This window comes from Bacillus sp. JKS001846 (assembly GCF_900176455.1).
Lineage (GTDB): Bacteria > Bacillota > Bacilli > Bacillales > Bacillaceae_G > Bacillus_A > Bacillus_A cereus.
In genome coordinates this window covers 3,503,993-3,530,021 of sequence record NZ_FWYG01000001.1, presented here as the reverse complement: position 1 = coordinate 3,530,021, position 26,029 = coordinate 3,503,993, and the positions used below count along the sequence as shown (strand labels likewise).

Below are 26,029 nucleotides of genomic sequence, written 5' to 3'. Positions count from 1 at the left end.
AAAAATGTGAAATGGAGTGATTTTTTTATAGTTTTTGGTCGCCATATTCAGTTGATTATGCTAGTATAAATAGGGTTGATATAGTAGTATAGAGACAGAATGAAAACTGAAAGAGGGTAAGAAGTATGTGTGGTTTTGTAGGATGTTTATGTGAAAACCCTAGAGAGTTTTCAGAAACAGAAAAACATCAATTTGAAAATATGAACACGATGATTTTCCACCGTGGTCCAGATGACGAAGGATATTTTCGTGATGAACATGTACAATTTGGCTTCCGCCGTTTAAGCATCATTGACTTAGAGGCAGGACATCAGCCGCTAACTTATGAAAATGATCGATATGTAATTATTTTTAATGGTGAAATTTACAACTATGTAGAATTACGTGAAATGTTACTTGAAAAAGGTGCAACGTTTGCAACGCAATCTGATACAGAAGTTATCATTGCATTGTATGCACATATGAAAGAAAAATGTGTAGACTACCTTCGTGGTATGTTTGCATTTATGATTTGGGATCGTGAAGAAAAGAAACTTTTCGGTGCACGTGACCACTTCGGTATTAAACCTTTATACATCGCACAACAAGGTGATACTACATTCTTCGCATCTGAGAAGAAAAGTATTATGCATGTGATGGAAGATAAAGGCGTTAATCCAACGTCACTACAACATTACTTTACGTACCAATATGGTCCAGAGCCAGAAACTTTAACAATTGATGTTAATAAAATCGAGCCTGGTCATTATTTCGTAAAAGAAATCGGTAAAGAGATGGAAATCCATCGCTACTGGAAACCTTATTTCAATGCTTCAAGTGCAACGAAAGAGGAGCATATCCAAGCAATTCGTGATGTGTTATATGATTCAGTAAAAGTGCATATGCGTAGTGATGTACCAGTAGGTTCATTCTTATCTGGTGGTATCGATTCATCTATCATCGCTTCTATCGCAAGAGAAATGAATCCAAATCTTTTAACATTCTCTGTTGGTTTTGAGCAACGTGGTTTCAGTGAAGTTGATGTTGCGAAAGAAACTGCTGAGAAATTAGGCGTTAAAAACCATAACGTATTCATTTCAGCGAAAGAATTTATGGATGAGTTCCCAAAAATCATTTGGCATATGGATGATCCTTTAGCTGATCCAGCAGCTGTACCATTGTACTTCGTTGCGAAAGAAGCACGTAAACATGTAACAGTTGTTCTTTCTGGTGAAGGCGCAGACGAGCTATTTGGTGGTTATAACATTTACCGTGAGCCAAACTCACTAAAAATGTTCTCTTACATTCCTAGCCCAGGTAAGAGCGTTCTAAAAGCATTAAGTGGTGCTCTTAAAGAAGGATTTAAAGGTAAGAGCTTCCTAGAGCGTGGATGTACACCAATTGAAGAGCGTTACTATGGAAATGCTAAAATCTTCCGTGAAGAAGAAAAAGCTGAATTAATGAAGTATTACAATGAAAGTGTTAACTATATGGATATCACGAAACCATTGTATAACGAGATTAAAGATTATGATGATGTAAGTAAAATGCAGTACATTGACATGTTCACATGGCTACGCGGTGACATTTTATTAAAAGCTGATAAAATGACAATGGCAAACTCATTAGAACTTCGTGTACCGTTCTTAGATAAAGAAGTATTCGATGTTGCATCTAAAATTCCAACTGAATTTAAGATTGCTAACGGAACTACGAAAGCTATTTTACGTGAAGCAGCACGCGGAATCGTTCCAGATCACGTATTAGATCGTAAAAAACTTGGATTCCCAGTACCAATTCGTCACTGGTTAAAAGACGAAATGCATGATTGGGCTATAAATATTATAAACGAAAGTAAGACAGAGCATTTAATCGACAAACAGTATGTATTAAACTTACTGGAAGCACATTGTGCAGATAAAGGCGATTATAGCCGTAAAATTTGGACTGTACTTGCGTTTATGGTATGGCACCAAATTTATGTTGAGCATAAATACGATACGAATAAGTTCCATGAAGAAACAAAACGTGCGTATAGCTTAGTTTAATTAGAAAAACCTTAAGATCGCATACGGTCTTAAGGTTTTTTTCATAAATAGGAAGTATTATTGATACAATAATAGTAAAAGGATGGACAACATATGATTACGTTTGAGAAAGTTACTGTAGAAAATGAAAGCGTTGTTAAAGAAATGTTTAAATCGCATAGTTTAGGTGAGAAAAAGGTACAGTACTGTGTGAAAGTTGATGATACATATATTGGTGTAATAGATTATAGTGTACAAGAGGAACGGGCTGTTTTATCACAGCTAATTATTCATTTTGATTACCAAGGTTACGGTTATGGTACAAATACGTATTTTACATTTGAAGAAATGATGAAACAAAGAAATGTGAAAGAAATAAAAGTGCTACAAGAGAAATTAACAGAAAAGGCGAAGTCTTTCATAGAGAGTTTTGGTTTTGCTTCAGAAGATGAAGAGTATGTAAAGAAAATATAACGATGATTATTTATGCGATACAATAAATATAAGGCAGGTGGATGTATGACGATGACTTCTGGTCTTGTATTAATTGGAGGGTGCTTTATAGTAGCAGAATTATGTCATATAATCATTCGGAAAAGAATGAGTAAGAAAAAAAAGCCGTATGAATTACAATACATCCCTGTCTTTTTCATTATGTTTTGTATGCTTAGTACATTACAAAATTTAATGAACTTTCCACCACTTGTAAATGTTTTTTTAAAGTTTGGTTTACTTTATAGTGGTGTTGGAATAGCACTTTTATTTATTTTATTTTGCATACGTTATGTTCACTATCAATCGTATATATTTATTTTAAATTGGTTAAAGCAAGATGATAGAAACCGCCTTACATAAGGCGGTTTTTTTATTTGCAATTGTAACAGAACCTGTACATTTCACATAAAATAGGACGAGTAGAAATGCAAACATATTACAAGAAAGGGGCGGGGCAATAAAATGAAACTTGTTATAGACGCAGGGCACGGTGGATATGATTCTGGTGCTGTTGGTAATGGTTTAGTAGAAAAAAACTTAACACTTCAAATTGCTAGACGCGTTCGAGACATTTTAACGGTAAATTACCCAATTACAATTAAAATGACACGTGATAGTGATGTGTTTATTTCTTTATCTGAACGTGCTAATATTGCTAATGCTTTCAGTGCGGATTATTTTATTTCATTTCATATTAATAGCGGCGGGGGTACAGGTTTTGAAAGTTATATTTATAATGCGTTATCCAATAGCAGCACTGCATATGCAAAGCAACAAAAAATGCATACAGCTGTCAATCCTGTATTAACAAAATATGGTCTTCGTGATCGAGGAGCAAAAAAAGAAAATTATGCGGTATTAAGAGAAACCACAATGGATGCAATTTTAACTGAGACTGCTTTTATTGATACAGCGTTTGATGCAAATTTATTAAAAAATCCACAATTTATTGAAGATCTAAGTCAAGCGTATGCAAATGGAATAGCAGCTATTTTTGGAGTAGCTCCAAATCCACAACCCCCTAACCCACAACCGACACCTCAAACGAAGGGAATCGCTTATATTCTTGGGAAAAATGTAAATTTAAGAAATGGTCCATCAACTTCTTCCTCAGTTATTCGTCAATTAAATTCTCCAGAATCTTACGTTGTATATCAGGAAAGTAACGGATGGCTAGATTTGGGGAATAGGCAATGGGTGTATAATGATCCTTCGTACATTAATTTTGTAAAGACAAGCAATAGTGATGGAAGCCCGATTGGGGTTGCATATATACAAGGGATGAATGTAAATTTAAGAAGTGGTCCATCAACTACATCTGCAGTTATCCGCCAATTAAATTCTCCAGAATCTTATTTAGTATATATAAATGAAAATGGTTGGTTAAACCTTGGTGGAAATCAGTGGGTATATAATGACCCAGCGTATATTAAATATACTCAATATTAGGAATTAAAATGATAATGCAATATGGATGCGTATCCTTGTTATGTATAACAAGGATACGCATTTTAATAACAACATTTATTTTCATACTTATGCACTATGTTTTAAAAAGAAACATTAGAAAAGCGGATAGAATCTAAATAGTATGTATTAAAAAAGTTTTCTTATATACATTGACAATGTATATAAGATACATTAATCTTTAAATGTTAATGATAATCGATTTCATCTAGGGAGGACATATGATACATACTAAAAAACTAATTATGTTCTGCATTATGATACTCATGGTTGTAATTGCAGGATGTAGTAAAGAAGAGAAAAAAGAAAATAATATATCAGCGAAAGCAAAAGATTCATATACGGTAAAGCATGCAATGGGTGAAACGACAGTAAATGGTACACCTAAAAAAGTTGTTGTTTTAACAAATGAAGGCGCAGAGGCTCTCCTAGCTGTGGGCGTAACGCCAGTGGGGACTACGAAACCACGTGCTGGTGATGAATGGTATCCTCATTTAGCGAAAGAGTTAAAAAACACGGAAGTTGTAGGAACTGAACGTGATATTAATTTAGAGGCTGTAATGAAGCTTAAGCCAGATTTAATTATCGGAAATAAAATGCGTCATGAAAAAATATATGATCAGCTAAAAGAAATCGCACCAACTGTTTATGCAGAAACATTACGCGGTGATTGGAAAGAAAACTTTACACTTTATACAAAAGCTGTAAATAAAGAAAAAGAAGGGCAAAAAGCTCTTGATGATTATAAAAAACGCATTGAAGGAATGAAAGAGAAGTTAGGCGATAAATTGAATTCTAAAGTTTCTATTATTCGTTTCGTGCCAGGTGATGTTCGTATTTATCAAAAAAACTCATTCTCGGGTGTTGTTTTAAATGATATTGGATTTAAACGACCACCATTACAAGATAAAGATGATTTTGCGATAAAAGGAATTACAAAAGAGCAGATTCCAAATATGGACGGAGACTACTTATTCTATTTCACGTCTGATAAAGATGCAGATAAGAATAATGAAGGAAATTCGTTAGCGAAGGAATGGACAGAAGATCCACTCTTTAAGCAACTACAGGCTTCTAAAAATAATAAAGTATTCCAAGTAGATGAAGTGATTTGGAATACAGCAGGTGGTATTGTAGCTGCAAATCTTATGTTAGATGATATTGAAAAATATTTTCTGAAGTAAATGAATAGTCGAGTGCATCCCTTTAAATAAGTGATGCACTTTTTTGTTTGTTAAAATACAGAAAATTCCTTCTTTTGAGTGTAGATAAGTTGTACAATTAAAACAATCATGTGATAAAGGAGTGGGGAAGAATGAAAGCTACTCATAAAGATTGGATTTTATTTAACGGAAGAATTGTAAATACGAAGGAAGAACAGCCGATGATTCCATTAGAGGAGAGAGGGTTTCAATTTGGTGATGGTATATACGAGGTATTCAGACTATATGACGGGAAGCCACATTTATTAGATTTACATTTAGAACGATTCTTTAACTCTATGGCAGAAATAAAACTAATTCCACCATTTACGAAGGAAGAATTAGTAGAAGAGTTATATCAAATGATTGAAAAAAATCAGTTTCAAGAAGATGGGAATGTATATTTACAAATATCAAGAGGTACACAACCGCGCAATCATGTATATGAATCAGATTTACAACCGACATATTTTGCAAATCTTGTTTCGTTCCCAAGACCAGTTGCTTCAATGGAGGCAGGGATTAAGGTGACAGTAGAAGAGGACATCAGGTGGAAGTTTTGCCATATAAAATCTTTAAATTTGCTTCCTAATATCATGATCAAAAACAAAATAAATGAACAAGGGTATCAAGAAGCAATATTAGTACGAGATGGTATTGTGACTGAAGGGTGTCATTCCAATTTCTTTATCGTGAAGAATAATAAGTTGATTACACATCCAGCGGATCATTTCATTTTACATGGTATTACACGTCACTACGTAATTACATTAGCGAAAGAGTTACATATCGATGTAGAGGAACGAGAGTTTTCATTACAAGAAGTATATGACGCTGAGGAGTGCTTTTTTACAGCGACGCCACTTGAAATATTCCCAGTCGTTCAAATTGGTGATGAACAGTTCGGGGCTGGTGAAAGAGGACCAATTACGAAAAAACTACAAGCTGCATACGAAGAGAGTATTCGTTTGTTTAAAGTGACAAATTAATCATGAAGAAAAAAGCTGGTATTCTTCCGGCTTTTTTTCATGATATAATTCAAGCATAGGACAAGTTTTGAAAACGCTGTAAAAAGGGGATTTAATATATGAATTATGAAGATTTTAAAGAAGTAATTCACGGAAGACGAAGTGTTAGAAAGTTTACAGATCAAGAAGTATCTACTAATGATATAAAAGAAATAATTGATTGTGCTCGTTACGCACCGAGTGATACGAATTCACAAACGTGGGAATTCTTAGTTATCATGAATCGAGAGAAGATTAAAGAAATTGAACAAATGACATGGGATGCATTACATAAACTTGCGGCAAAAGCAGCAGAAAATGGAGAAGAGAAAGCAGGGAAATTACTTACACGTTCTTTCGGACCATATGCAACAGCTTTCTCGGAGGCACCAGTATTAATTGTATGTTTGGCAACACCATATGAATCAAAGTTCCGTGAAAAGATATTTGATCCAATTGCTTTTGTTCCAGATTCCGTTTGGGAAGAAGAAGGCATTAAGAGTAGCTGTTTAGCGGCACAAAACTTAATGTTAGCTGCACATGCAAAGGGACTTGGTACTTGTCCAATGACAGGGCCAGTATTGCTAGCTCAAGATGAACTGCGCCAATATTTACAAATTGCGCCTGAAAAACAAATAAATATGGTTATTTCACTCGGATTTCCGAAAGATAAACCGAAGAAACTTCCAAGAAAAGAAGTAGATGAGATTACAACGTTTGTTTTTTAATTGCTGTATAGAAAAGACATTGAACTAACAATGTCTTTTTATTTTTGAGGGTATGTAATTCATATGTTGGGCTAAAATGATAGATAAGAGGGAATTACTATTTATTTCATAAAAAAAATTAATGTTCTATTAAGGAAAGTATGATACATTAATCGTGAGCAAGATTCTATTTGTTCATGAAAGTGTTGAAAGTAGTCTCAAAATTTAAAAGTTATTTTTGTATAATAAATTATAATGAAGTTACAGGGGGGATGAATTTTGAAAAAATTCATAATCACTGGATTGTCTGTATTGTTATTAGTTGGTTGCGGTGCTCCACAGGAAAAAGAGGACGCGCAATCAAAACAGGAAGAACAAGTTGTAAACGCAAGTGATGAGAATATGGTTGTATTTCCTGAAGGAGCAATGTCAATTGGAGAAGGGAAAGTAAAAGTTATTACTCCAGATGGTACTTCTGAAAACGGCAATATACCGACTGTATTCATCAAAAAGGATACGTTAATTCAGCAAGTTGAATTAGAACTTTCTAATTTTCAAAGTGATAAAGAAACATTCGTATTTGTAGATCAAATGTATACAGATAAACATCAAGTAACTAGTACAACGCAGACAACAGTGCAGTTAAAAGAAAAAACGCTGGAAACAGGTAGTCATACAATTACTGCAATTCAGTATGAAAACAATGACCCGAAAGGAAAGGTTATTAGTTTTAATCAAGCAACATTTGAGACAAAACCTGCGTCTTAACAAGAATAAAAAGTACATTACTCAAAAAGTAGTGTGCTTTTTTGTTTGGACTAGAGTGTGCAAGAGTGAATAACTTATTTCATTTTCTAATACGATTAAATAGGAAGTAATCACTTGTTACTACTATGACAGAGAAAGAGGTTGAAGATGTGAATCGGTGTATTCGTATCGTCTTGATTAGTATGATGATGGCAGTATTTTGGTTTACGATACAAGAGATGATTCAAGCTACGCTCAATTATCAAATTCATGACTTATTAATAGGAGCTATTTATTTTACCATTGTTTATCTATTATATCCCGCACTAACGGGCAGTAAGACCTTACCTTAAAACTCGGTATAGGTGAGGAGATTAGGTGGGAGATCAACTGCCTGTAAATGCACGATTGATGAGGGCTGATAATCATTGGAGATGAACAAACTCTCCAATGATTAAAGTTTCACTTTATGATAAACTCGGATTAAGGTGAGTTTTGCAAGAAAAATGTAGGTATTTCATTTGAAATGTCGAATAGTACATACGATGTCGTAATAACAAATTTTCTATTGTTTACTGTGAAACAGAAGAAGGAGAGATAGTGGTTATGAAACGAGCTCTTATTAATATTGATTATACATATGATTTTGTAGCGGAAAAGGGTGCTTTAACTTGCGGGAAACCAGGACAGGAAATTGAGAAGGAAATTGTACATATAACGAAGCAATATATTGAAAATGGAGATTACGTTGTCTTTGCTATTGATAGACATGAAGAAAATGATGTATATCATCCAGAATCAAAGTTATTCCCGCCTCATAATATAGCTGGTACAAGTGGAAGAGATTTGTTTGGTGAATTACAAGATGTGTACGAAACATATAAAAATGCAGAGAATGTATATTACATGGATAAAACACGGTATAGTGCATTTGCAGGAACAGACTTAGAGATGAAGTTAAGAGAAAGAGGAATTGAAGAGGTTCATCTTGTAGGTGTTTGTACTGATATTTGTGTTCTTCATACAGCAGTAGATGCTTATAATAAAGGGTTTAAAATTGTTGTTTATGAAAAGGCGGTTGCATCTTTTAATGCACAAGGGCATGAATATGCACTTGGACATTTTAAGTCATGCCTACATGCAGAAGTGAAGTGAAAAAAGAGGCCTTTAAAAAAGGTCTCTTTTATTTGTCCTTGTTCATTGAAAACAGCTACCGCAACGCCTAATAAATTGAGTGGTCTTGATCCGACAACTTCTCTAATTTCTTCGATATACCCCATTGTAGGTAACCTCATTAAGGAAAAATAAGAGCATATAAACTATTCGTTATTATATAAATATATTCCTCTTTATAAATGTAAGAGATGTCAAATATCTCATGTGTTTTATTTGGTAAAATATACATCAAAAAAGGTCAAACAAAAACTTTGACCTTTTTTGACCAAATGTTATAATAAAGGCAGAAAGAGATAATCTTTCATTCATAAATAATAAGGAGGAAAAAATATGCGTAATTTATTTCCAGAGATAACAAAACGTCAAAATGGTATTTTTGATTTTGGGCCTTCTTTATTAGAAGGGATGACAGATGCTTTCTTTAAGCCACTGAACATGGATACTTTTAAAGTAGATGTTCATGAGCAATCTGATAAATATACTGTGAAAGCAGATTTACCAGGTTTTCAAAAAGAAAACATTCAAGTTGATTTTGAACAAGATGTATTAACGATTCAAGCAACTAATCATAATGAAGTAGAAGAAAAAAATGAGAATGGCACATATATTCGTAAAGAACGTTCTATAGGTTCTGTAACTCGACGCTTTAGTTTTAAACAAGTTGAGGAAGAAAATGTTAGAGCAAATTATAAAGATGGCGTACTGACAATTGAATTGCCAAAATTGAAAGAAGAAAAAAGTAGTAAGACAACAATTAATATCGAATAAAAGAGCTGATAAATTCAGCTCTTTTTTTACGTAGTTAATGAATAAATGAGTTGAAATCGTAATGAGATGAATAAAGTTTTAACGTATAAAAAAATTTCACGATTTGCTCCCCCTTAGGTTATTAAAAAGGGTATATTTAAAGGGAAAGGAAAAAGAACAGCTAGACATACTGTTTAAAGTGAATTAGTAATAGAGTCAAAATACATAGTAAGGGTAGCGGCATTTTAGATTAGGATAATAGATTTTTCTGGAACAAACTTAGGCGATTATGAATTTTTTAATTAGTAAGGAAGTGGTTAAATGAGCTTATTAACGTATACGGAAGAATTTTTTAATTATGTAAGAGAGTTTTTACTTTTAAGATTTTTACTATTTGCTTTAGTTTTAATCATTATTTCTTTTGTAATAAACCGTATTATTGATTGGTTTTTTAGGAAATCAAGCTTTTTTGATGAAGAGATAGAGCAGACGATTCAAAGTGTAATTCGATCTATTTTTAGATATATCATTATCATCAGTCTTATCATATATTTAATTAGCCAATTTGTAGATATAAAAAGTATTATTGCAGGTGCAGGGATAGCTGGAGTTGTCATCGGTTTTGCTGCACAACAGATGCTAAAAGATGTTATATTAGGCTTTGCAAGATTAGCTGACAAAGAGTTTCGGGTTGGTGATTTTGTAACTTTTAACGGAACAAATTCAGGAACTATTGAAGAGATTAGTATTCGTTTTATGCAAATTCGTGAATGGTCAGGAAAACTACTTACCATCCCGCACGGAGAGATTAGAACGATACAAAATTTTAATAAAGGATGGATGCGTGTAATTGAACGCATCACGGTAAGTTATCAGGAAGATCCAACAAGAGTGAAGGAATTGTTAGAAGAAGTATGTGTTATATGCAATGAAAAATTGAATCAAACTCTTTATAGAGTAGAGGATGAGGCTGTTGAACCATTTAAATACGTCGGTGTTACAGACTTAAATCCTAACTTGAAATATGTTGGCTATGAATTTTGTATTACAGGTTTAATAAAGCCAGAAGATTATTTTGAAACTTCTAGACAAGTAAGATTTGAATTAATGTCTATGTTCCATAAAAATCAAGTGCAAATGCCAGCAGCGAATATGGTTGTTACTACTGAAGGTTTACAGCATATCCATGGTGGACAATCTTTATCGGACAGCTAAAGTAGAATCGTTTGTTAACAAAAATTCTACTTCCAACATTGGATAGAATAACAATAATAAAATGATTGATATAAAGAAAGGGCTGAAGGAATTCGGTTCTTTTTTTATTTATAGAATTTAGAAATTTCTTAATGTTATAATTGTAGTTGGTGATGAGAATGAACTTTGAAGAAAAAGAGATGCGTCGTTTAGAAGCATTAAAAGAAATTGCTGAATTATTAAATGAAGCAACAAACTTACAGGATATGTTAGAAAAAGTGTTGCATACATTGTTACAAGTAATGAATTTACAAACAGGGTGGATATTCTTTATTGATGAAAGTGGAAAGCACAGTATGCTTGTAGACGAAAATTTACCAGAGGCTCTTACGTGGCAAAAGAAGAAGCCGATGTGTGAAGGAAACTGTTGGTGTGTAGAACGTTTTGTGAATGGGAGATTGGAAAAAGCGACTAATATTATTGAATGTAAGCGAATAGAAGATGCAATTGAATGTAATTGGGGAGAGACAGAAGATGTTACACATCATGCGACAATTCCGCTTAGGTCTGGATCAGAAAAATTTGGTCTACTAAATGTGGCTGCATCTCATAAGACTCATTTTTCTGAGGAAGAGTTAGCATTATTAGAATCAATTGCATTTCAAATTGGAACGACAATACAACGTATTCAATTAGTTGAGAAAGAACGTAAATATGTAGTGGTAGCGGAAAGAAATCGACTTGCACGTGATTTACATGATTCAGTAAAACAATTGTTATTTTCTATTATGCTAACAGCGAAAGGTACTCTGAATATGACGCAAGATAGAGAATTGCAAGAGATGTTAAGTTATATTGGGGAATTATCACAAGAAGCATTACAAGAGATGACGCTATTAATTTGGCAATTAAGACCTGAAGGATTGGAGAAAGGATTAGCAGAAGCAATTCAAAATTACGGGAAGTTATTAGGAGTTCAAGTGGAAGTTCGAATTGATGGGATGGTTTCAATGGGGGATGAAATAGAAGAAGTTTTATGGCGTATTAGCCAAGAGGCGCTACATAATTGTAAAAAGCATGCTTCGTGTGAAAAGGTACATATTCTTTTGAAAATAGAAAATAACCAGTTACATTTTTACATAGAAGACAATGGAATAGGATTTATACAAGAAAAAGTAAGGGAATCAGCACTTGGCCTGAAAAGTATGAAGGAACGTATTCAGTTAATGAAGGGATCGTTTCAAATTATAACAGAGCTGAAAAAGGGTACAAAAATAGAAATTCAATTGCCGATTTGAAGGGGAGAATAAGGTTGAAGATTAAACTGCTACTAGTTGAGGATCATCATATCGTTCGAAGAGGACTTGTATTCTTTTTGAAAACGAGAGAAGAATTTGAAATTATTGGGGAAGCGGAAAATGGCGAAGAGGCATTACATTTCGTGCAAAAAGAAAGACCAGATGTCGTACTAATGGATGTATCGATGCCGAAAATGGATGGAATTGAGGCAACAAAACGTCTAAAGCAATATGATGAGACAATAAAGGTACTTATATTAAGTAGTTTTTCAGAGCAAGATTATGTTATACCAGCACTTGAAGCTGGAGCAGATGGTTATCAATTAAAAGAAGTACAACCTGAGCAACTTGTCGCTTCTATTATTGCAGTACATCAAGGAAATGCGAATTTTCACCCGAAAGTAACACCTGCATTAATGGGGCGTTCTGCAGTAAAGAAGGAAGTAGAAAATCCTTTTTCAATGTTAACGAAAAGAGAGCAAGAGGTACTTCGCGAAATTGCGAAAGGAAGAAGCAACAAGGAGATTGCAGCAGAACTTCATATTACAGAACAAACTGTGAAAACACACGTTTCAAACGTTTTAGCTAAATTGGAAGTGGATGATCGTACGCAAGCCGCATTATACGCAGTGAAACATGGAGAGAATTATTCATAAGCATGAATAATTCTGTTATATCGTATGACAGAATACATAGGAGCAATTAAAAATTATAGTAATCCCTAATATAGGTTTTTCTTCTTTCGATAATTAGGTACAATAAAGTGAAACTCTAATCAGTGGAGGACCATCCCCACTGATGATTAGTTCAACTAATCGGTTTTTACAGGATAAAGCTACGATGGAAGGGGAGGATATGCTATGCCTGGTACAAGAAGTGGGATTGGAAAGATTCAGGCTTCGTTAAATGGTTTATCACCGAAATTGCGAAGTATTGCCGAACATATTTTGAAACATCCACAAGATGTTGTACATAAATCTATTACAGAATTAGCTGAAGTTACGAATAGTTCCGAAGCTACGATATTCCGCTTATGTAAAAACCTTGGTTTGCAAGGTTTTCAAGATTTAAAGATTACATTAGCTCGTGAAATTGTACATACACCGATGCAAAATATCCATGAAGAGGTATCAGCAGAAGATAGTATGGTAACTGTTGCTAAAAAAGTTTTTCATTCGCATATTACAGGACTGCAAGATACTTTACATTTGCTTAATGAAACGGCACTTGAGCAGGCTGTACGAGCCTTACAAGAAGCAAGTCGAATTGAGTTTTATGGAAATGGTGGCTCTGGTATTATTGCAATGGATGCGTATCATAAGTTTATGAGAACGGGTATTTCTTGTATCGCTCATACTGATTCGCATTTTCAAATTATGGGGGCAGGTTTACTCTCGGAAAATTCAGTTGTTATTGGTATTTCTCATTCTGGTAGCAATAAAGGATTACTTGAAGCGTTAGAAGTAGCGAAAGCAAGAGGAGCCAAAATTATTGCGATTACGAGCTATAAGAAATCAGGATTAAGTCAACTTGCTGATATAACGTTATATACATCAACACGTGAGACTGAATTCCGCACAGAAGCAAGTTCATCACGATTAGCACAGTTAAGCTTATTAGATACTTTGTATGTAGGGTTGTCGTTGCAGCGACAAGAGGAAACTCTAAAAAATTTACAAAGTATACGTGAAACGATTTCGATGAAGCGAATATAAAAAAAGCTCTTCAAATGAAGAGCTTTCAGACTGTAGACAAACTATTTTTGGAGAGTTCAAATGCTAAAAATAGTTTGTTTCTTATTTTAGGGATAATTTATCCAATGGAATTTATATGTAGTGCTTTCTATACTATAATTTACTATAAGTGAGGAAGGTGTCTTATGAAAATATCTGTTTATGTTGCAAGTGCATTTAGCAAGAATCATAAAGGCGGAAATAAAGCAGGAGTGGTATTTATTGAGAATACATTGACCACTACTCAAAAAATGGAAATAGCCAAACAACTGGGCTATGCGGAAACCGCATTTATATCAGAATCTGAAATTGCTGATTATAAATTTGAGTATTTTACACCAAAAGAAGAAGTTGATTTATGTGGTCATGCCACAATTGGCTCTTTCGCGATACTGATGCATTTAAATAAACTTTTCAGGAATCGCTATACGATTGAAACGAACAGCGGTGTTCTTACTATTACTATAAAAGATGACATCATATTCATGGAACAAAATAAACCGATATTCTATGATGTTGTATCTCCAAACGAGTTCATCGACTGTTTTGATAGTAAAGATATAGAAAATAAATACCCAATTCAAATTGTCTCCACGGGCTTAAAAGATATTTTAATTCCTATAAAAAGCGAAACACAATTACATGCACTGCAACCTAATTTTGAAAAAATTAAAGAAATCAGCAAGTATTATAATGTTGTCGGGATGCATCTATATACTTTTAATGACAATCGAATTATATGCAGAAATTTTGCTCCGCTATACGACATCAATGAAGAAGCAGCGACTGGAACTTCGAACGGTGCATTAGCTTGCTACCTTTATGAACAGGACTACTTGAAAAAAGAAGTCTATGTATTTGAACAAGGTTATTCTTTACACTCGCCTTCTGAAATATTAGTTAAATTAGCAACCAATAGCAAAAATAAAATAGAAAAAGTTTATGTTGGTGGCAAAGGATATTACTGTGAAACTAAGTATTTACATGTAGAAAATATTGAGTGAAGAGCTTTTTTATCGGTGAGAAGTTTGTTAATTTATTTTGTTTTAGAAATATGTGACTTACTTATAGTCAATGATAAACTCTCATTTTTAAAAATTTAAAATAAAGACCGATTTGTGTAATAATTCAAATATTGTTCATAATTTCACAAGTTGTTTATGAAGTGTCATGTTATGATGAAGATGTAATGATGATTGAACACTTAAATTTGGTAGAATAACTAGCCAAAGTAGTGAAGAAAGTAGTTGTGAGATAAACTCATTAAAATGCTAAAACACTAAAGGGGAGATCACATATGAAAGCAGTAGTGGTTAATAAAAACAGCAAAGCAAACATCGAAGTGATTGACAAAGAATTACGTCCGTTACACTCAGGTGAAGCGTTAGTAGATGTAGAGTATTGTGGAGTTTGCCACACTGATTTACACGTTGCGAATCATGATTTTGGTAACACTGATGGCCGTATTCTTGGTCATGAGGGTGTAGGTATTGTTACGAAAATAGCTGATGATGTTACTTCACTAAAGATAGGTGACCGTGTAAGTATTGCATGGATGTTCCAATCTTGTGGACGTTGTGAATATTGCGTAACTGGTAGAGAAACATTTTGCCGTGAAGTTAAAAACGCTGGTTATTCAGTGGATGGTGGTATGGCTGAACAATGTATCGTTACAGCTGATTATGCGGTAAAAGTACCAGAAGGATTAGATCCTGCTCAAGCATCATCAATTACTTGTGCTGGTGTAACTACATATAAAGCTATTAAAGTATCAGATATTAAACCTAGTCAACCTATTGTAATCTATGGCTGCGGTGGATTAGGTAACTTAGCTATCCAATATGCTAAAAATGTATTTGGTGCAAAGGTAATCGCAGTAGATATTAATGACGACAAATTAGCCTTAGCGAAAGAAGTTGGTGCTGATATGACTATCAATCCAATTTCTCAAGGTCCTGCTGATAAAATTGTGCAAGAGGAGTTTGGTGGCGCTTATGCTGCGGTAGTAACAGCAGTCTCTAAAGTAGCCTTTAACTCAGCAGTTGATGCAGTACGTGCTTGCGGTAAAGTAGTTGCAGTAGGGCTACCAGTAGAAACAATGGACTTAAACATCCCACGACTTGTACTGGATGGAATTGAAGTAGTTGGTTCTCTAGTTGGTACTCGTAAAGATTTGGAAGAGGCGTTTATGTTCGGGGCAGAAGGAAAAGTAGTGCCAGTTGTTCAAACTTGTTCTCTAGATAAAGTACAAAATGTATTCGAAGAAATGGAACAAGGTAGAATTCAAGGGCGTATGGTAATTGATTTTAAAAAACATAATTGTGATTGCAAATAATTCACTTTAAATATAAAAAGCATGAGTCTAGCAAATACATGTAAAAAAGTTAGACAGCATAAGAAGATGATCCCTGTATTTAATAGGAATCATCTTCTTTATTTTCTATAATATCAATGCCAATTAATACTTAATTAATGAGAAATGATTAAAGGTTTACTTTATTTGCAAACGAAAAGGAATCTTTATGTTTAACGAATTTTTTGTGATCTGGAACGTTTTGAATTGCTACAATTTGCGAATCTCTTGCTTTCAGTGCATCTTGAATCCCGATGGTCATAAGCTTAATAAATAGAATCGTAATAAAGAATGAAGCGAGAGTATAAAAAATAATCCACCATGAAAGATTCATTTCATTACGATTTAATCCAATAAGACCTGCCCAATCATTAGATAGAGAAACAGGTTTGAGCACTCCGTCATAGAGTTCACGCATTTGTATGCCGCCAATTACAATGTTAAGCAACGCTAAATGGATAACGAGTATGAGTGTTTGGACGATATGTTCCATAAATAATACAAATAAGCGGTCAAGTAATAAGACTCGTAAGTGTTTTTTTATAATATGAAAACGACTAGCCCCCAGTAATTGTGAACTTAAGATGTAATCTTGTTTCATAAATTCATCAACTTCTGAGGATATGTATAAAGAAAGTGTAGGCAGAGCGACGAAAATAAGTACGAGTACTTGATAAAACGTAAATGAAATATTTGGATCTACCCCATCAGCATTTGATGTGATTATAATATTAACGGGCGTGATGAGTATGAATGCGATAAATAGAGTTGGAATATAATAAAAAACTTCTGAGCATGACTGGAAAAATCTCTTGAGTTTTGGAGCAAATAAACTTAAGAGGATTCCTATACATGTTCCGCATAAAATTCGAAAGAAGCTAATTGCCATGGCCAATAAAATAGTGAATTTTGCTCCTTCTACAATTTGTAAGAAAATAGACTCTCCAAAACGATCAGATCCAAAAGGTGGAATTAACGATGGCGGAAAGGGGGCCTTTCCAAGTAATTCGTTATTGTCATTGTAAAGTAACTGAGGAGGTTTTGGGATGTTATCTTTAAAGAACCAACTATAAATAAAACTAGCTGAAATAAGTATGAATAGATAAGTAAAGCCGATTAAAAAGCGTTTTGATTTCCAAATAGATTTCATAATGATACTCCTTTCAATTGCTTTTTCCATCTATTCATCATGAATGAGACTATTTGGAAAATGGCGTAAAATGGTAAAACAATCATAACAAGTATGATAAATGCAGCTGGAGGTGAAACAAACGCCTTATTAAATAAAAATTGAATAATGCCTTCCATATTAAAAACAAATTCTAAAATGAATAAATTAGAAAGTAAGAAAACAAAAATCGTTTTTAAATGGTGGAAGAAGTGGATAGATATATTTTTGAATAAATGAATGCATAGTATATAACTTGATGAAAGGCCTTTTCCATATGCAACCTCTACGTAATGTTTTCCTTGCTCTTCTTTTATGTATAACACCATCATCCGAAACATTTGTAATGTAGGTAAGACAGCTAATGATAAAATAGGGAGTAAATAAGCTCGATTTTCATTAAAAGAAATAATAGTGACAGGAGATTCCCCAAATTTCTGAAGTACCCATATGAAAAATATTTGCAAACAAATCATCATCATCATATCAGGGACAGCTTCTAATATGAACACAATTCGGTTTATCCATTTTTTTATATAATCTTTTGCTAAAAAATAAAAAAATGCCATGCTAGATGATAAAAAGAGAGCAAGAAAAAAGGCTAAAAATAATATAGTAAATGAATATAGGTAAGGTTCTAAAACAGTTGGAAATAATGGTGTTTTTTTGAAATGGCCAAACTTCGGGTCTGATCCTATAATCACTAATGATTCAGGGGAAAAAACCTGTTTTAACATAGTAACGGTCTGATTAAAAAAATAAATTGGTTGAAAGGTAAATCCTTGTTGAGTGATAAATAAATAAGGTAAATTTAATAATAGTAAGAGTGATAAAAGAATTGATGAAAGCTTAATTGTGAATTGAGATATTTTATTTAACATTAAATCCCTCCGACATCTTTTTACAACATTATACAATAAATTCCGTGTTATTGTTTTTATTTTTCTGAAAAATAAAAATACTTTTGGTTTTATAGTATGCAAGATATATTTACAAGATAAAAAAGTGATAGTAGGGGGCCACGCTCTATGTTTATCAAGATAAAAGACTAGTGAACCTAAAACAATAAATAAGAGCAAAATGCACAGAATTCTCATTCTGCGGTTAGTTACTTTTCTTGGCTTGATGGTGATGTTACGTGACCGCTAAAAATGAATATTGCTTTTCAACTCTTTCTTCAAGCAAATAAGTAGAACGTATGGAGGACTATGTATGTGTTGTTAATGAGAGGAAAGGGTGTATTGCGTAACGAATATAACGTAATTTTACCGCATGGAAAAGCTAAATGTAGTATATAAGTGAAATGGAATGAGGGGATTTATTTTTTGATATGAAAAAAATTTTCTTTTTATAACTTGATAAATGAAAAAATATTTTATATACTAATTCATGTAAACGGTTTACTAAATCGTATTTTGCTAGAAATGAAGGGAAGATTCGCATGGAAACAAGGGGGAGAGTAATCGGGATTGATATCGGTACCACAAGTACAAAAACGGTTGTGTTCACAGAAAAAGGAAAAGTCATTGCATCACATGCAATCGATTACCCAATTATTCAACCGAATGTAGGATGGGCTGAGCAAGATCCTGATGTAATATGTGCCGCTGTATACAAAAGTGTAAGCGTTGCCATTGAAAAAGGTAATGTATTACCAGAAGATATTTCTTCAATCGGTATTAGTACAGCTATGCACGCATTAATTGCAGTAGATGAAAATGGTGCGCCATTAACGCGTTCTATCATTTGGGCAGATAATCGAAGTACGAAGCAATCAGAAAAATTATTACAACAAATGAATGGGCATGAAATTTATAGACGTACAGGTACACCGATTCATCCGATGTCACCACTTTCTAAATTGTTATGGATGAAAGAAGAGGAACCAGAGTTATATACAAGTGCCTATAAATTCATTTCCATTAAAGAGTATGTGATTTACCAATTATTTTCACGCTACGTAGTTGATTATTCGATTGCTTCTGCTACGGGGTTATTTAATTTAGAAACATTAAACTGGGATAAAGATGTTTTAACTATGTTACATATGTCACCAGAAAAATTATCAACCCCTGTACCAACTACATATATTTTATCAGGTATGAAGCCAGAATTAGCACAGAAGATGGGGATAAGTGCAGAAACACCAATTGTCATCGGAGCAAGTGATGGGGTTCTTGCAAATGTAGGAGTTGGTGCGATATCACCGGGTGCGGCTGCAATTACGATTGGAACGAGTGGTGCGGTTCGAACAATCTCATCAAATATAAATACAGATGAGAAAGGGAGAACGTTTTGTTACGCATTAACAGATGAGCACTGGGTAATCGGTGGTCCAACGAATAACGGCGGAATATTACTGAGATGGTTACGTGATGAATTTGGTAGTCCAGAGCAAGAAGTAGCAAGAAAGCTCGGCATTGATCCTTATGATTTATTAATTAAATATGCAGAAAGCGTACCAGCTGGAGCGGATGGGCTATTGTTCTTACCTTTCTTATCTGGAGAACGCGCACCTTACTGGAATGCAAATGCTCGTGGTACATTCTTTGGAATCAATCTTCAACATAAGCGAGAACATTTTATACGTGCAGTGATGGAAGGTGTTTGTATGAGTGTATATTCAGTAGCACTCGCAATCAGGGATTGTACAGGGCCACTTACTGAAATACGAGTTTCAGGAGGGTTTGCAAAATCTGCATTTTGGAGACAAATGTTGTCCGATATGATGGGAAAAGAATTGCTTGTACCTGAAAGTCATGAAGCATCTGCGCTTGGGGCAGCGGCAGTTGCTTTGTATGCTGTAGGAAAAATTGATTCTCTTGAAGAGGTAAAGGATTGGATTGATATTGTCCATCATCATGTACCGAATAAAGAAAATACGGCTATATATTTAGAAATGTTTTATATGTATGAACGACTTTACAATCGCTTGAAAGAAGAATTTGATTGTATAGCTGCTTTCCAACGTAAAAAATAGGGGGATTGGGAGAAATGGTAGTTGGGATCGTACTAGCGGCAGTTGTCATACTACTTTTACTTATTACGGTAGTAAAATGGCATCCATTTGTCGCATTAATTTTAACAGCAATTGGTGTAGGATTAGCAATGGGAATGCCTTTAATTGGAACTTCACCAAAAGATCCAGGAATTATTGATTCTATTAAACTAGGACTTGGTAATACGTTAGGATTTTTAGCAATAGTTTTAGCACTAGGAACGATGCTTGGAAAAATGATGGCCGAATCTGGTGGTGCTGAACGTATCGCTAACACATTAATTAATCGTTTTGGGAAGAAACGAGTTCACTGGGCGATGATGTTCGTTGCATTTTTAGTAGGGATTCCGGTATTTTTCCAAGTTGGATTTGTACTATTAATTCCGTTAGTATTTACAATTGCATTAGAAACAGGGGTATCACTTATTACAATCGGTATCCCGCTAGTAGCAGGACTATCCGTTGTGCACGGACTAGTGCCGCCGCATCCAGCGGCAATGGCGGCAGTTGGTATTTTTAAAGCAGATGTAGGGAAGACAATTTTATATGCATTAATTGTCGGACTTCCAACTGCAATTATTTCAGGTCCACTTTACGGGAAATGGATTGGTGCTCGTATACATAAGGAAGTACCATTAGATATAGCGGAGCAATTTATTGAAAAAGATAATAAAAAAGAGCTTCCAAGCTTTGGGAATACATTGTTTACAATTTTACTTCCAGTATTTCTTATGCTTGGTGCATCAATAGCAGAAGTTGCATTAAATAAAACGAGTCAACTAGCACAAGTATTACACTTTATTGGAGATCCGATTGTGGCTTTATTAATTGCAACCATTTACTCTTTCTTTAGTCTTGGATATGCAAAAGGTTTCTCAAAAGATAAAGTGTTACAATTTACAAATGATTGCCTTGGACCTATTGCAAACATATTGTTAGTGATTGGTGCAGGCGGTGCATTTAATAAAGTATTATTAGATTCTGGAATTGGAACGACAATTGCAGATATGGCGAAAGAATCACATATTTCACCGATATTATTAGGGTGGGGAATTGCGGCACTTATTCGAATTGCAACTGGATCGGCAACTGTTTCTATGATGACAGCAGCTGGTATTGTTGCGCCGATTGCAGCAAGCACACCAGGTGTAAATGTTGAATTATTAGCACTTGCAACTGGTGCAGGGTCATTAATTTTATCACACGTGAATGATTCAGGATTTTGGATGATTAAAGAGTATTTCGGAATGACTGTGAAAGAAACATTATTAACATGGACTGCAATGGAGACTATATTATCTGTAGTAGCACTTGGGCTAATTTCGATATTAAATATATTTGTATAGAATAGGAGATTGATTAATATGAAACTAGGTTTAATTGGATTAGGAAAAATGGGATTCCCATTAGCTGAACACTTATATGAAGACAAGCATGAAGTAGTAGTATACGATGTAAATAAAGAGCTTGTTGAAAAGGCAGGAAAACTAGGAATTACTGCACGTCATACATTAAAAGAAATGATCGCTGAACTAGAAGCTCCTCGTACAATTTGGATAATGGTGCCTGCAGGAGAAGTTGTAGAGTCAGTACTAAAAGATGTTTATCCGTTATTAGATGAAGGTGATATCGTTATTGAAGGCGGAAATTCATTCTATAAAGATACGTTACGCCGTGCTGAAGAAGCAAAAAGCTTCGGATTACATTATGTAGATATCGGTACATCAGGCGGTGTAGAAGGAGCTAGATACGGTGCTTGCTTAATGGTTGGTGGAGAAAAAGAAATTTACGACCAATTAGAACCTTTATTTAAAGATTTAGCAGTAGAAAATGGCTATTCTTATGCTGGCCGTGTTGGTAGTGGTCATTTCTTAAAAATGGTTCATAACGGTATTGAGTACGGCATGATGCAAGCAATCGCTGAAGGATTTGAAGTACTAGATAAGAGTGACTTTGATTTCAATTATGAAGATGTTGCAAAAGTATGGGCGAATGGATCAGTTATCCGTGGTTGGTTAATGGACTTAACTGAAAAAGCATTTGCAGAAGATCCGAAACTAGATGGCATTAAAGGTGTAATGAACTCTTCAGGAGAAGGAAAATGGACTGTTGAAACTGCACTTGAACTTCAAGCTGCAGCACCAGTTATCGCTATGTCATTATTTATGCGCTATCGTTCTCAGGAAGATGATACATTCCATGGAAAAGTAGTTTCAGCACTACGTAATCAGTTCGGTGGACATGAAGTTGTGAAAAAATAAGGATGTTTTTGAAAAGAAACTTGTGCATAAGCGCAAGTTTCTTTTTTATAGTTTAAGAAATTACTAATTTAAAAATACCAATCAATCATCGTTTTTTTGTCACAAATGACAGCTTCAACGTTCATTGAATGAACAATATATTCTATATTTTCTTCTTTAGCTAATAATAAGGTTGTAAAGGAATCGAATATACTCATAAACGCATACTCATTATCTTCGCCAGTAATAATTAACTCATTATTGCTAATGTCCCAAATATCTAATGGAGTAGTATTATTTACCTCTAATAATCCGTTTGTATCAAGAATTGGTTCAGAGAAATATAAATTTTTTGCACCTTTAGAACCGAGGAGTTTAAGTAATTTATGTAATAAAAATATAGACGTATAATCTTCTGTTGGATAATAAAGATCTTTTTTTAAGTTTGAATATAGCTTTTCGGCTAAATCCTCTCTTTTATATTCTTCTGTATAAGCACCAATGGAAGTCAACATGGCCATTGCTAATTCTGCGTATGAATGTAATCCACTATAAGACATCATTTCCTTCCAAGAAACGGATTTCCCATTATGAATGATTTCTTCAGCGCTAGGATAGATGTGCTCATATGGTCTTTTTCTCACAGACTTTTCCCATCCTAAAGGCATTTGGACAAAAGGGTGTAGCAATATAGCTGCAGATTTAAAGGTGCTTGGTAGTTGTTCTAAAATTGGTGATTTGTCATCTAGCCAAATGTAATCCAACAAAATATAACCTCCTCTTAGACTTTGAAATGTACGGATTCCCGCATTATGTTTTTTTGTATTGATTGTATCAAATATAAAGCGCTGCATGAAATATATCTCAACATAAAAGTAAGAATAAATAAAATGAAGTTTTCATAAATAGTAAAAGGGTGCTTATGTCATCAGTATAGCTAAGAAATGTTGTTACATATGAGAAGAGCGTGTTAATAAAATATGAGGTGGTTAAATGGGAAATGAGCAAGTGAAGTCTGTAAAGGAAGAAAAAAAGTTATGTCTTTGTATGATCGTCAAAAATGAGTCTAGAATTATGGAAAGATGTTTAAATGCAACAAAATCAATTGTAGACTTTGTTTCTATTTGTGATACTGGATCGACGGATAATACGCCTGAAATTATTGAAAATTGGTGTAAGGAAAATGAGATACCTGGGACGGTTCATCATGAGCCGTTTAAAAACTTTGGTTATAACAGAAGCTTAGCTGTTTCGTTAGCGCAAAAAACATACCCAGAAGCAGATTATTTATTAATATTAGATGCAGATATGATTTTAGAGGTTGGTCCGAATTTCGATAAAACGAGCTTAACGGAAGATCATTATCTTACATTACAATATGATGTTCATATTAAATATTGGCTTACGCGTCTTTTAAAAGCTTCTTTACCATGGAAATCTGTCGGTGTTACTCATGAGTATTGGGATATAGATCGTTCAAAAGTTGGAGCGAATTACAATACGAGGGTAGCTCGGTTAGAGACTCTTGTCGTGAATGATCCCGGAGATGGCGGGAGCAAAGCTGATAAATTTGAAAGAGATGAGAGGTTGTTGTTACAAGGAATAAACGACCCAGAAACAACGCCAGATTTGCATATAAGATATTTATTTTATTTAGCTCAGACTTATTTTCATTTAAGTCAATTTGAGAATTCAATTAAATGGTATAAAAAACGAGTGGAAGCAGGAGGGTGGGTTGAAGAGGTATTCTATTCGTTATTGCGAATAGGATTTTGTTATGAGCAGTTAGCAAATCGTTCAGCAAATAAACAAAATGAAGTGACAGGTGCTGATGAAAAAGAAACTGTTAAAGGGCAAGAAGAGCAATATTTAGCATTAGCTGTTTTTTATTTTCAAAAAGCTTGGGAATATAGACCAACCCGGGCTGAACCATTATACCAACTTGCAAGGTTGTATCGATTACGATCTCAAAACAATATTGCTTTGATGTATGCTCTGCAAGGGAAGGAAATTCCTTTTCCAAAGGATGATCTACTATTTGTAGATTATCATGTGTATGATTACTTATTTGACTATGAAATTTCTATTAGTGCTTTCTATATACCTCATAAAAAACATTTAGGGGCGGTGTCGCAAAAGTATTTGGAATCGATAAAAGAAAAGATTCCATTTCATATAGCAAATATAGTAGAGAATAATGCGAAATTTTATTAAATACATTTTCGGTTAAAGGAGTAGTGGAGTAATCATGGAATTAATGCGATGGGCGATTGAACTAGGAGAATCGGTGCATGGAAATACGTATGAAGAATTGATGCCACTACTAGACTATTATTATGATCGTGATCATTTAAAAGCGTATTGTATCGCAAATCTTCTTTTAAACATGGATGTATTAGATGAGGACCGGGAAAGAATCGAATTAAGAAGATGCATTGCTGCTTATTATGCTGGATTATATAAAGTAGCAAGAAAACATGCAAATGAGTTGGTACTTAAACATCCAGATGTAGATTTATATAAAAATAATTTAAGATTAATGGAAGTTTATTTGAATAAAGAATATGATTATTGTCTTTTTATATGCCCAAAGACATACGGTAGTTTCATAGATGTTGCGCGAGCTTTAAAGTGGCGGTTGGAGCAGGAGGGAAATACAGTAATTATATCAGAAACAATACTGGAAAATGCAAAGAATACAGTTGTTTTTGGAGCACATACATACGCATATAACCCGAATCTTCTTCCGAAAGATGCAATTATTTATAATTTAGAACAGCTATACGAAGGAAGTCCATATGCGCATCCCCTTTATTTAATATTATTAAAAGATAGAGTGATTTGGGATTATAGTAAACAAAATATAGAATGGCTTCAACAAAAAGGGGTAGGAAAAGAAATAAAACATGTAGAAATGAACTATGCTCCAACTTTGGAAATAAAAAAAGATGCGTTTGAAGATGAGATTATTGAAGATATTGATATTCTGTTTATAGGTGCTCTTAATCCGAGGCGACAAGCTATTTTTGATCATCTAAAAGCGATTGCCCCGAATTTAAATATAGTTTTTAAAAATAATGCGTGGGGAATTGTTAGAAATGAATTGATTGCTAGAGCTAAAATTATATTAAATATTCATTTTTACTTATCAGGAATTCTTGAAACACCTCGCGTGTCTTATGCAGTTGCGAATAAGAAATTTATTATTTCCGAAAATAGTAATCCAGAAGATGAGGTAGAGTGGCCAGGAATTGTATTTACTCCGTACGAAAAAATAATTGAAAACGTAATGAAATATATAGAATTACCAGAAGAACGGAAAAGATTAGCGGAAAAAGCATATAATCATTTTGAAGCAAATGAAAGTTTAGGTACATTGAGCATGAGAGATGAATCAAAGTAATTGTACGAAACTCATACGAAAGTATGAGTTCTTTTTTGTTTATCATACTATTTTATGAAACAAGTTAACTCTTTATATTGTGTTTTGT

The 26,029-nt window shown here is 33.9% G+C and carries 25 protein-coding genes and 1 pseudogene; 22 read left to right on the top strand and 4 right to left on the bottom strand.

Annotated features, from left to right (window positions below):
- Positions 1–125 precede the first annotated feature (125 nt).
- The 10 genes from asnB (at position 126) to B9A45_RS18770 (ending at position 8,786) form a co-directional block, all read left to right on the top strand.
- Complete coding sequence (asnB, locus tag B9A45_RS18815) at positions 126–2,027, top strand: asparagine synthase (glutamine-hydrolyzing) (protein WP_000333816.1); 1,902 nt, start codon at positions 126–128, stop codon at positions 2,025–2,027.
- Positions 2,028–2,120: 93 nt separating this feature from the next.
- Entirely contained in the window at positions 2,121–2,480 is a 360-nt protein-coding gene (locus tag B9A45_RS18810) for a GNAT family N-acetyltransferase (protein WP_000627522.1), read from the top strand.
- A 51-nt stretch (positions 2,481–2,531) separates the two neighbouring features.
- Positions 2,532–2,861, top strand: a complete 330-nt coding sequence (locus B9A45_RS18805) for a hypothetical protein (RefSeq protein WP_000200459.1) — start codon at positions 2,532–2,534, stop codon at positions 2,859–2,861.
- Between the two features lie 102 nt (positions 2,862–2,963).
- Positions 2,964–3,950 (top strand): N-acetylmuramoyl-L-alanine amidase, encoded by a 987-nt coding sequence (locus B9A45_RS18800; RefSeq protein ID WP_084064523.1) that lies wholly within the window; start codon positions 2,964–2,966, stop codon positions 3,948–3,950.
- Between the two features lie 239 nt (positions 3,951–4,189).
- On the top strand, positions 4,190–5,152 hold the full coding sequence (locus B9A45_RS18795) for an ABC transporter substrate-binding protein (protein WP_000581991.1): 963 nt from the start codon (positions 4,190–4,192) through the stop codon (positions 5,150–5,152).
- Between the two features lie 131 nt (positions 5,153–5,283).
- Positions 5,284–6,159 (top strand): D-amino-acid transaminase, encoded by an 876-nt coding sequence (gene dat / locus B9A45_RS18790; RefSeq protein ID WP_000648368.1) that lies wholly within the window; start codon positions 5,284–5,286, stop codon positions 6,157–6,159.
- Positions 6,160–6,257: 98 nt separating this feature from the next.
- Complete coding sequence (locus B9A45_RS18785) at positions 6,258–6,905, top strand: nitroreductase family protein (RefSeq protein ID WP_001105283.1); 648 nt, start codon at positions 6,258–6,260, stop codon at positions 6,903–6,905.
- A 258-nt stretch (positions 6,906–7,163) separates the two neighbouring features.
- Entirely contained in the window at positions 7,164–7,652 is a 489-nt protein-coding gene (locus B9A45_RS18780) for a putative periplasmic lipoprotein (RefSeq protein ID WP_084064521.1), read from the top strand.
- Positions 7,653–7,777: 125 nt separating this feature from the next.
- Positions 7,778–7,984, top strand: coding sequence for a hypothetical protein (locus B9A45_RS33235; RefSeq protein WP_000136533.1), 207 nt, complete (start codon positions 7,778–7,780; stop codon positions 7,982–7,984).
- A gap of 253 nt (positions 7,985–8,237) precedes the next feature.
- Positions 8,238–8,786, top strand: coding sequence for a cysteine hydrolase family protein (locus B9A45_RS18770; RefSeq protein WP_058839556.1), 549 nt, complete (start codon positions 8,238–8,240; stop codon positions 8,784–8,786).
- A gap of 29 nt (positions 8,787–8,815) precedes the next feature.
- On the opposite strand, the pseudogene B9A45_RS32825 reads toward B9A45_RS18770, so the two are convergent.
- A pseudogene (locus tag B9A45_RS32825) lies at positions 8,816–8,911 on the bottom strand (DNA mismatch repair protein MutT); the annotation flags it as partial.
- Between the two features lie 226 nt (positions 8,912–9,137).
- On the opposite strand from B9A45_RS32825, the gene B9A45_RS18760 reads away from it, so the two are divergent.
- From B9A45_RS18760 to adhP, 7 genes are all read left to right on the top strand, one after another.
- Entirely contained in the window at positions 9,138–9,575 is a 438-nt protein-coding gene (locus tag B9A45_RS18760) for an Hsp20/alpha crystallin family protein (protein ID WP_001245053.1), read from the top strand.
- 300 nt (positions 9,576–9,875) lie between these two features.
- On the top strand, positions 9,876–10,769 hold the full coding sequence (locus B9A45_RS18755; RefSeq protein ID WP_061656012.1) for a mechanosensitive ion channel family protein: 894 nt from the start codon (positions 9,876–9,878) through the stop codon (positions 10,767–10,769).
- 179 nt (positions 10,770–10,948) lie between these two features.
- Complete coding sequence (gene casK, locus B9A45_RS18750) at positions 10,949–12,046, top strand: two-component system sensor histidine kinase CasK (RefSeq protein WP_179135413.1); 1,098 nt, start codon at positions 10,949–10,951, stop codon at positions 12,044–12,046.
- A gap of 14 nt (positions 12,047–12,060) precedes the next feature.
- On the top strand, positions 12,061–12,702 hold the full coding sequence (gene casR / locus B9A45_RS18745; protein WP_000694629.1) for a two-component system response regulator CasR: 642 nt from the start codon (positions 12,061–12,063) through the stop codon (positions 12,700–12,702).
- A gap of 204 nt (positions 12,703–12,906) precedes the next feature.
- On the top strand, positions 12,907–13,761 hold the full coding sequence (locus B9A45_RS18740; protein WP_084064518.1) for a MurR/RpiR family transcriptional regulator: 855 nt from the start codon (positions 12,907–12,909) through the stop codon (positions 13,759–13,761).
- A 164-nt stretch (positions 13,762–13,925) separates the two neighbouring features.
- On the top strand, positions 13,926–14,783 hold the full coding sequence (locus tag B9A45_RS18735; RefSeq protein WP_058839559.1) for a PhzF family phenazine biosynthesis protein: 858 nt from the start codon (positions 13,926–13,928) through the stop codon (positions 14,781–14,783).
- A 293-nt stretch (positions 14,784–15,076) separates the two neighbouring features.
- Complete coding sequence (adhP, locus tag B9A45_RS18730) at positions 15,077–16,114, top strand: alcohol dehydrogenase AdhP (RefSeq protein WP_000649109.1); 1,038 nt, start codon at positions 15,077–15,079, stop codon at positions 16,112–16,114.
- Between the two features lie 148 nt (positions 16,115–16,262).
- Here the strand turns inward: adhP and B9A45_RS18725 are convergent, their stop codons facing one another.
- Both B9A45_RS18725 and B9A45_RS18720 read right to left on the bottom strand, forming a co-directional pair.
- Positions 16,263–17,282, bottom strand: a complete 1,020-nt coding sequence (locus B9A45_RS18725; RefSeq protein WP_058839560.1) for an ABC transporter permease — start codon at positions 17,280–17,282, stop codon at positions 16,263–16,265.
- Positions 17,279–18,181 (bottom strand): ABC transporter permease subunit, encoded by a 903-nt coding sequence (locus B9A45_RS18720; RefSeq protein ID WP_000932684.1) that lies wholly within the window; start codon positions 18,179–18,181, stop codon positions 17,279–17,281. The genes B9A45_RS18725 and B9A45_RS18720 overlap by 4 nt, the downstream gene beginning before the upstream one ends.
- 560 nt (positions 18,182–18,741) lie before the next feature.
- On the opposite strand from B9A45_RS18720, the gene gntK reads away from it, so the two are divergent.
- The 3 genes from gntK to gnd are packed head-to-tail and all read left to right on the top strand — an operon-like array spanning position 18,742 to position 22,559.
- Positions 18,742–20,280: a gluconokinase gene (gene gntK / locus B9A45_RS18715; protein ID WP_000450004.1), complete on the top strand. Its 1,539-nt coding sequence runs from the start codon at positions 18,742–18,744 to the stop codon at positions 20,278–20,280.
- 14 nt (positions 20,281–20,294) lie between these two features.
- Complete coding sequence (locus tag B9A45_RS18710; protein WP_000260202.1) at positions 20,295–21,644, top strand: GntP family permease; 1,350 nt, start codon at positions 20,295–20,297, stop codon at positions 21,642–21,644.
- Between the two features lie 18 nt (positions 21,645–21,662).
- Entirely contained in the window at positions 21,663–22,559 is an 897-nt protein-coding gene (gnd, locus tag B9A45_RS18705) for a phosphogluconate dehydrogenase (NAD(+)-dependent, decarboxylating) (RefSeq protein WP_084064515.1), read from the top strand.
- Positions 22,560–22,627: 68 nt separating this feature from the next.
- Here the strand turns inward: gnd and B9A45_RS18700 are convergent, their stop codons facing one another.
- Positions 22,628–23,392 (bottom strand): DUF2711 family protein, encoded by a 765-nt coding sequence (locus B9A45_RS18700; protein WP_002196444.1) that lies wholly within the window; start codon positions 23,390–23,392, stop codon positions 22,628–22,630.
- A gap of 139 nt (positions 23,393–23,531) precedes the next feature.
- Between B9A45_RS18700 and B9A45_RS18695 the strand changes: the two genes are divergently transcribed.
- Positions 23,532–24,752, top strand: a complete 1,221-nt coding sequence (locus B9A45_RS18695; RefSeq protein ID WP_084064513.1) for a glycosyltransferase family 2 protein — start codon at positions 23,532–23,534, stop codon at positions 24,750–24,752.
- Between the two features lie 34 nt (positions 24,753–24,786).
- Positions 24,787–25,941, top strand: coding sequence for a CgeB family protein (locus B9A45_RS18690; protein ID WP_000422324.1), 1,155 nt, complete (start codon positions 24,787–24,789; stop codon positions 25,939–25,941).
- Positions 25,942–26,029: the final 88 nt, after the last annotated feature.

What these genes read in the sequence shown, in the direction of transcription:
- B9A45_RS18740 (WP_084064518.1), top strand. Translation starts at nt 12,907, where the DNA reads ATGCCTGGTACAAGAAGTGGGATTGGAAAGATTCAGGCTTCGTTAAAT.
- B9A45_RS18760 (WP_001245053.1), top strand. Translation starts at nt 9,138, where the DNA reads ATGCGTAATTTATTTCCAGAGATAACAAAACGTCAAAATGGTATTTTT.
- B9A45_RS18690 (WP_000422324.1), top strand. Translation starts at nt 24,787, where the DNA reads ATGGAATTAATGCGATGGGCGATTGAACTAGGAGAATCGGTGCATGGA.
- B9A45_RS18795 (WP_000581991.1), top strand. Translation starts at nt 4,190, where the DNA reads ATGATACATACTAAAAAACTAATTATGTTCTGCATTATGATACTCATG.
- gntK (WP_000450004.1), top strand. Translation starts at nt 18,742, where the DNA reads ATGGAAACAAGGGGGAGAGTAATCGGGATTGATATCGGTACCACAAGT.
- B9A45_RS18695 (WP_084064513.1), top strand. Translation starts at nt 23,532, where the DNA reads ATGGGAAATGAGCAAGTGAAGTCTGTAAAGGAAGAAAAAAAGTTATGT.
- B9A45_RS33235 (WP_000136533.1), top strand. Translation starts at nt 7,778, where the DNA reads ATGACAGAGAAAGAGGTTGAAGATGTGAATCGGTGTATTCGTATCGTC.
- dat (WP_000648368.1), top strand. Translation starts at nt 5,284, where the DNA reads ATGAAAGCTACTCATAAAGATTGGATTTTATTTAACGGAAGAATTGTA.
- adhP (WP_000649109.1), top strand. Translation starts at nt 15,077, where the DNA reads ATGAAAGCAGTAGTGGTTAATAAAAACAGCAAAGCAAACATCGAAGTG.
- B9A45_RS18700 (WP_002196444.1), bottom strand. Translation starts at nt 23,392, where the DNA reads ATGCAGCGCTTTATATTTGATACAATCAATACAAAAAAACATAATGCG.
- B9A45_RS18785 (WP_001105283.1), top strand. Translation starts at nt 6,258, where the DNA reads ATGAATTATGAAGATTTTAAAGAAGTAATTCACGGAAGACGAAGTGTT.
- asnB (WP_000333816.1), top strand. Translation starts at nt 126, where the DNA reads ATGTGTGGTTTTGTAGGATGTTTATGTGAAAACCCTAGAGAGTTTTCA.
- B9A45_RS18755 (WP_061656012.1), top strand. Translation starts at nt 9,876, where the DNA reads ATGAGCTTATTAACGTATACGGAAGAATTTTTTAATTATGTAAGAGAG.
- B9A45_RS18800 (WP_084064523.1), top strand. Translation starts at nt 2,964, where the DNA reads ATGAAACTTGTTATAGACGCAGGGCACGGTGGATATGATTCTGGTGCT.
- casK (WP_179135413.1), top strand. Translation starts at nt 10,949, where the DNA reads ATGCGTCGTTTAGAAGCATTAAAAGAAATTGCTGAATTATTAAATGAA.
- B9A45_RS18810 (WP_000627522.1), top strand. Translation starts at nt 2,121, where the DNA reads ATGATTACGTTTGAGAAAGTTACTGTAGAAAATGAAAGCGTTGTTAAA.
- B9A45_RS18720 (WP_000932684.1), bottom strand. Translation starts at nt 18,181, where the DNA reads ATGTTAAATAAAATATCTCAATTCACAATTAAGCTTTCATCAATTCTT.
- B9A45_RS18805 (WP_000200459.1), top strand. Translation starts at nt 2,532, where the DNA reads ATGACTTCTGGTCTTGTATTAATTGGAGGGTGCTTTATAGTAGCAGAA.
- gnd (WP_084064515.1), top strand. Translation starts at nt 21,663, where the DNA reads ATGAAACTAGGTTTAATTGGATTAGGAAAAATGGGATTCCCATTAGCT.
- B9A45_RS18725 (WP_058839560.1), bottom strand. Translation starts at nt 17,282, where the DNA reads ATGAAATCTATTTGGAAATCAAAACGCTTTTTAATCGGCTTTACTTAT.
- B9A45_RS18735 (WP_058839559.1), top strand. Translation starts at nt 13,926, where the DNA reads ATGAAAATATCTGTTTATGTTGCAAGTGCATTTAGCAAGAATCATAAA.
- B9A45_RS18770 (WP_058839556.1), top strand. Translation starts at nt 8,238, where the DNA reads ATGAAACGAGCTCTTATTAATATTGATTATACATATGATTTTGTAGCG.
- B9A45_RS18710 (WP_000260202.1), top strand. Translation starts at nt 20,295, where the DNA reads ATGGTAGTTGGGATCGTACTAGCGGCAGTTGTCATACTACTTTTACTT.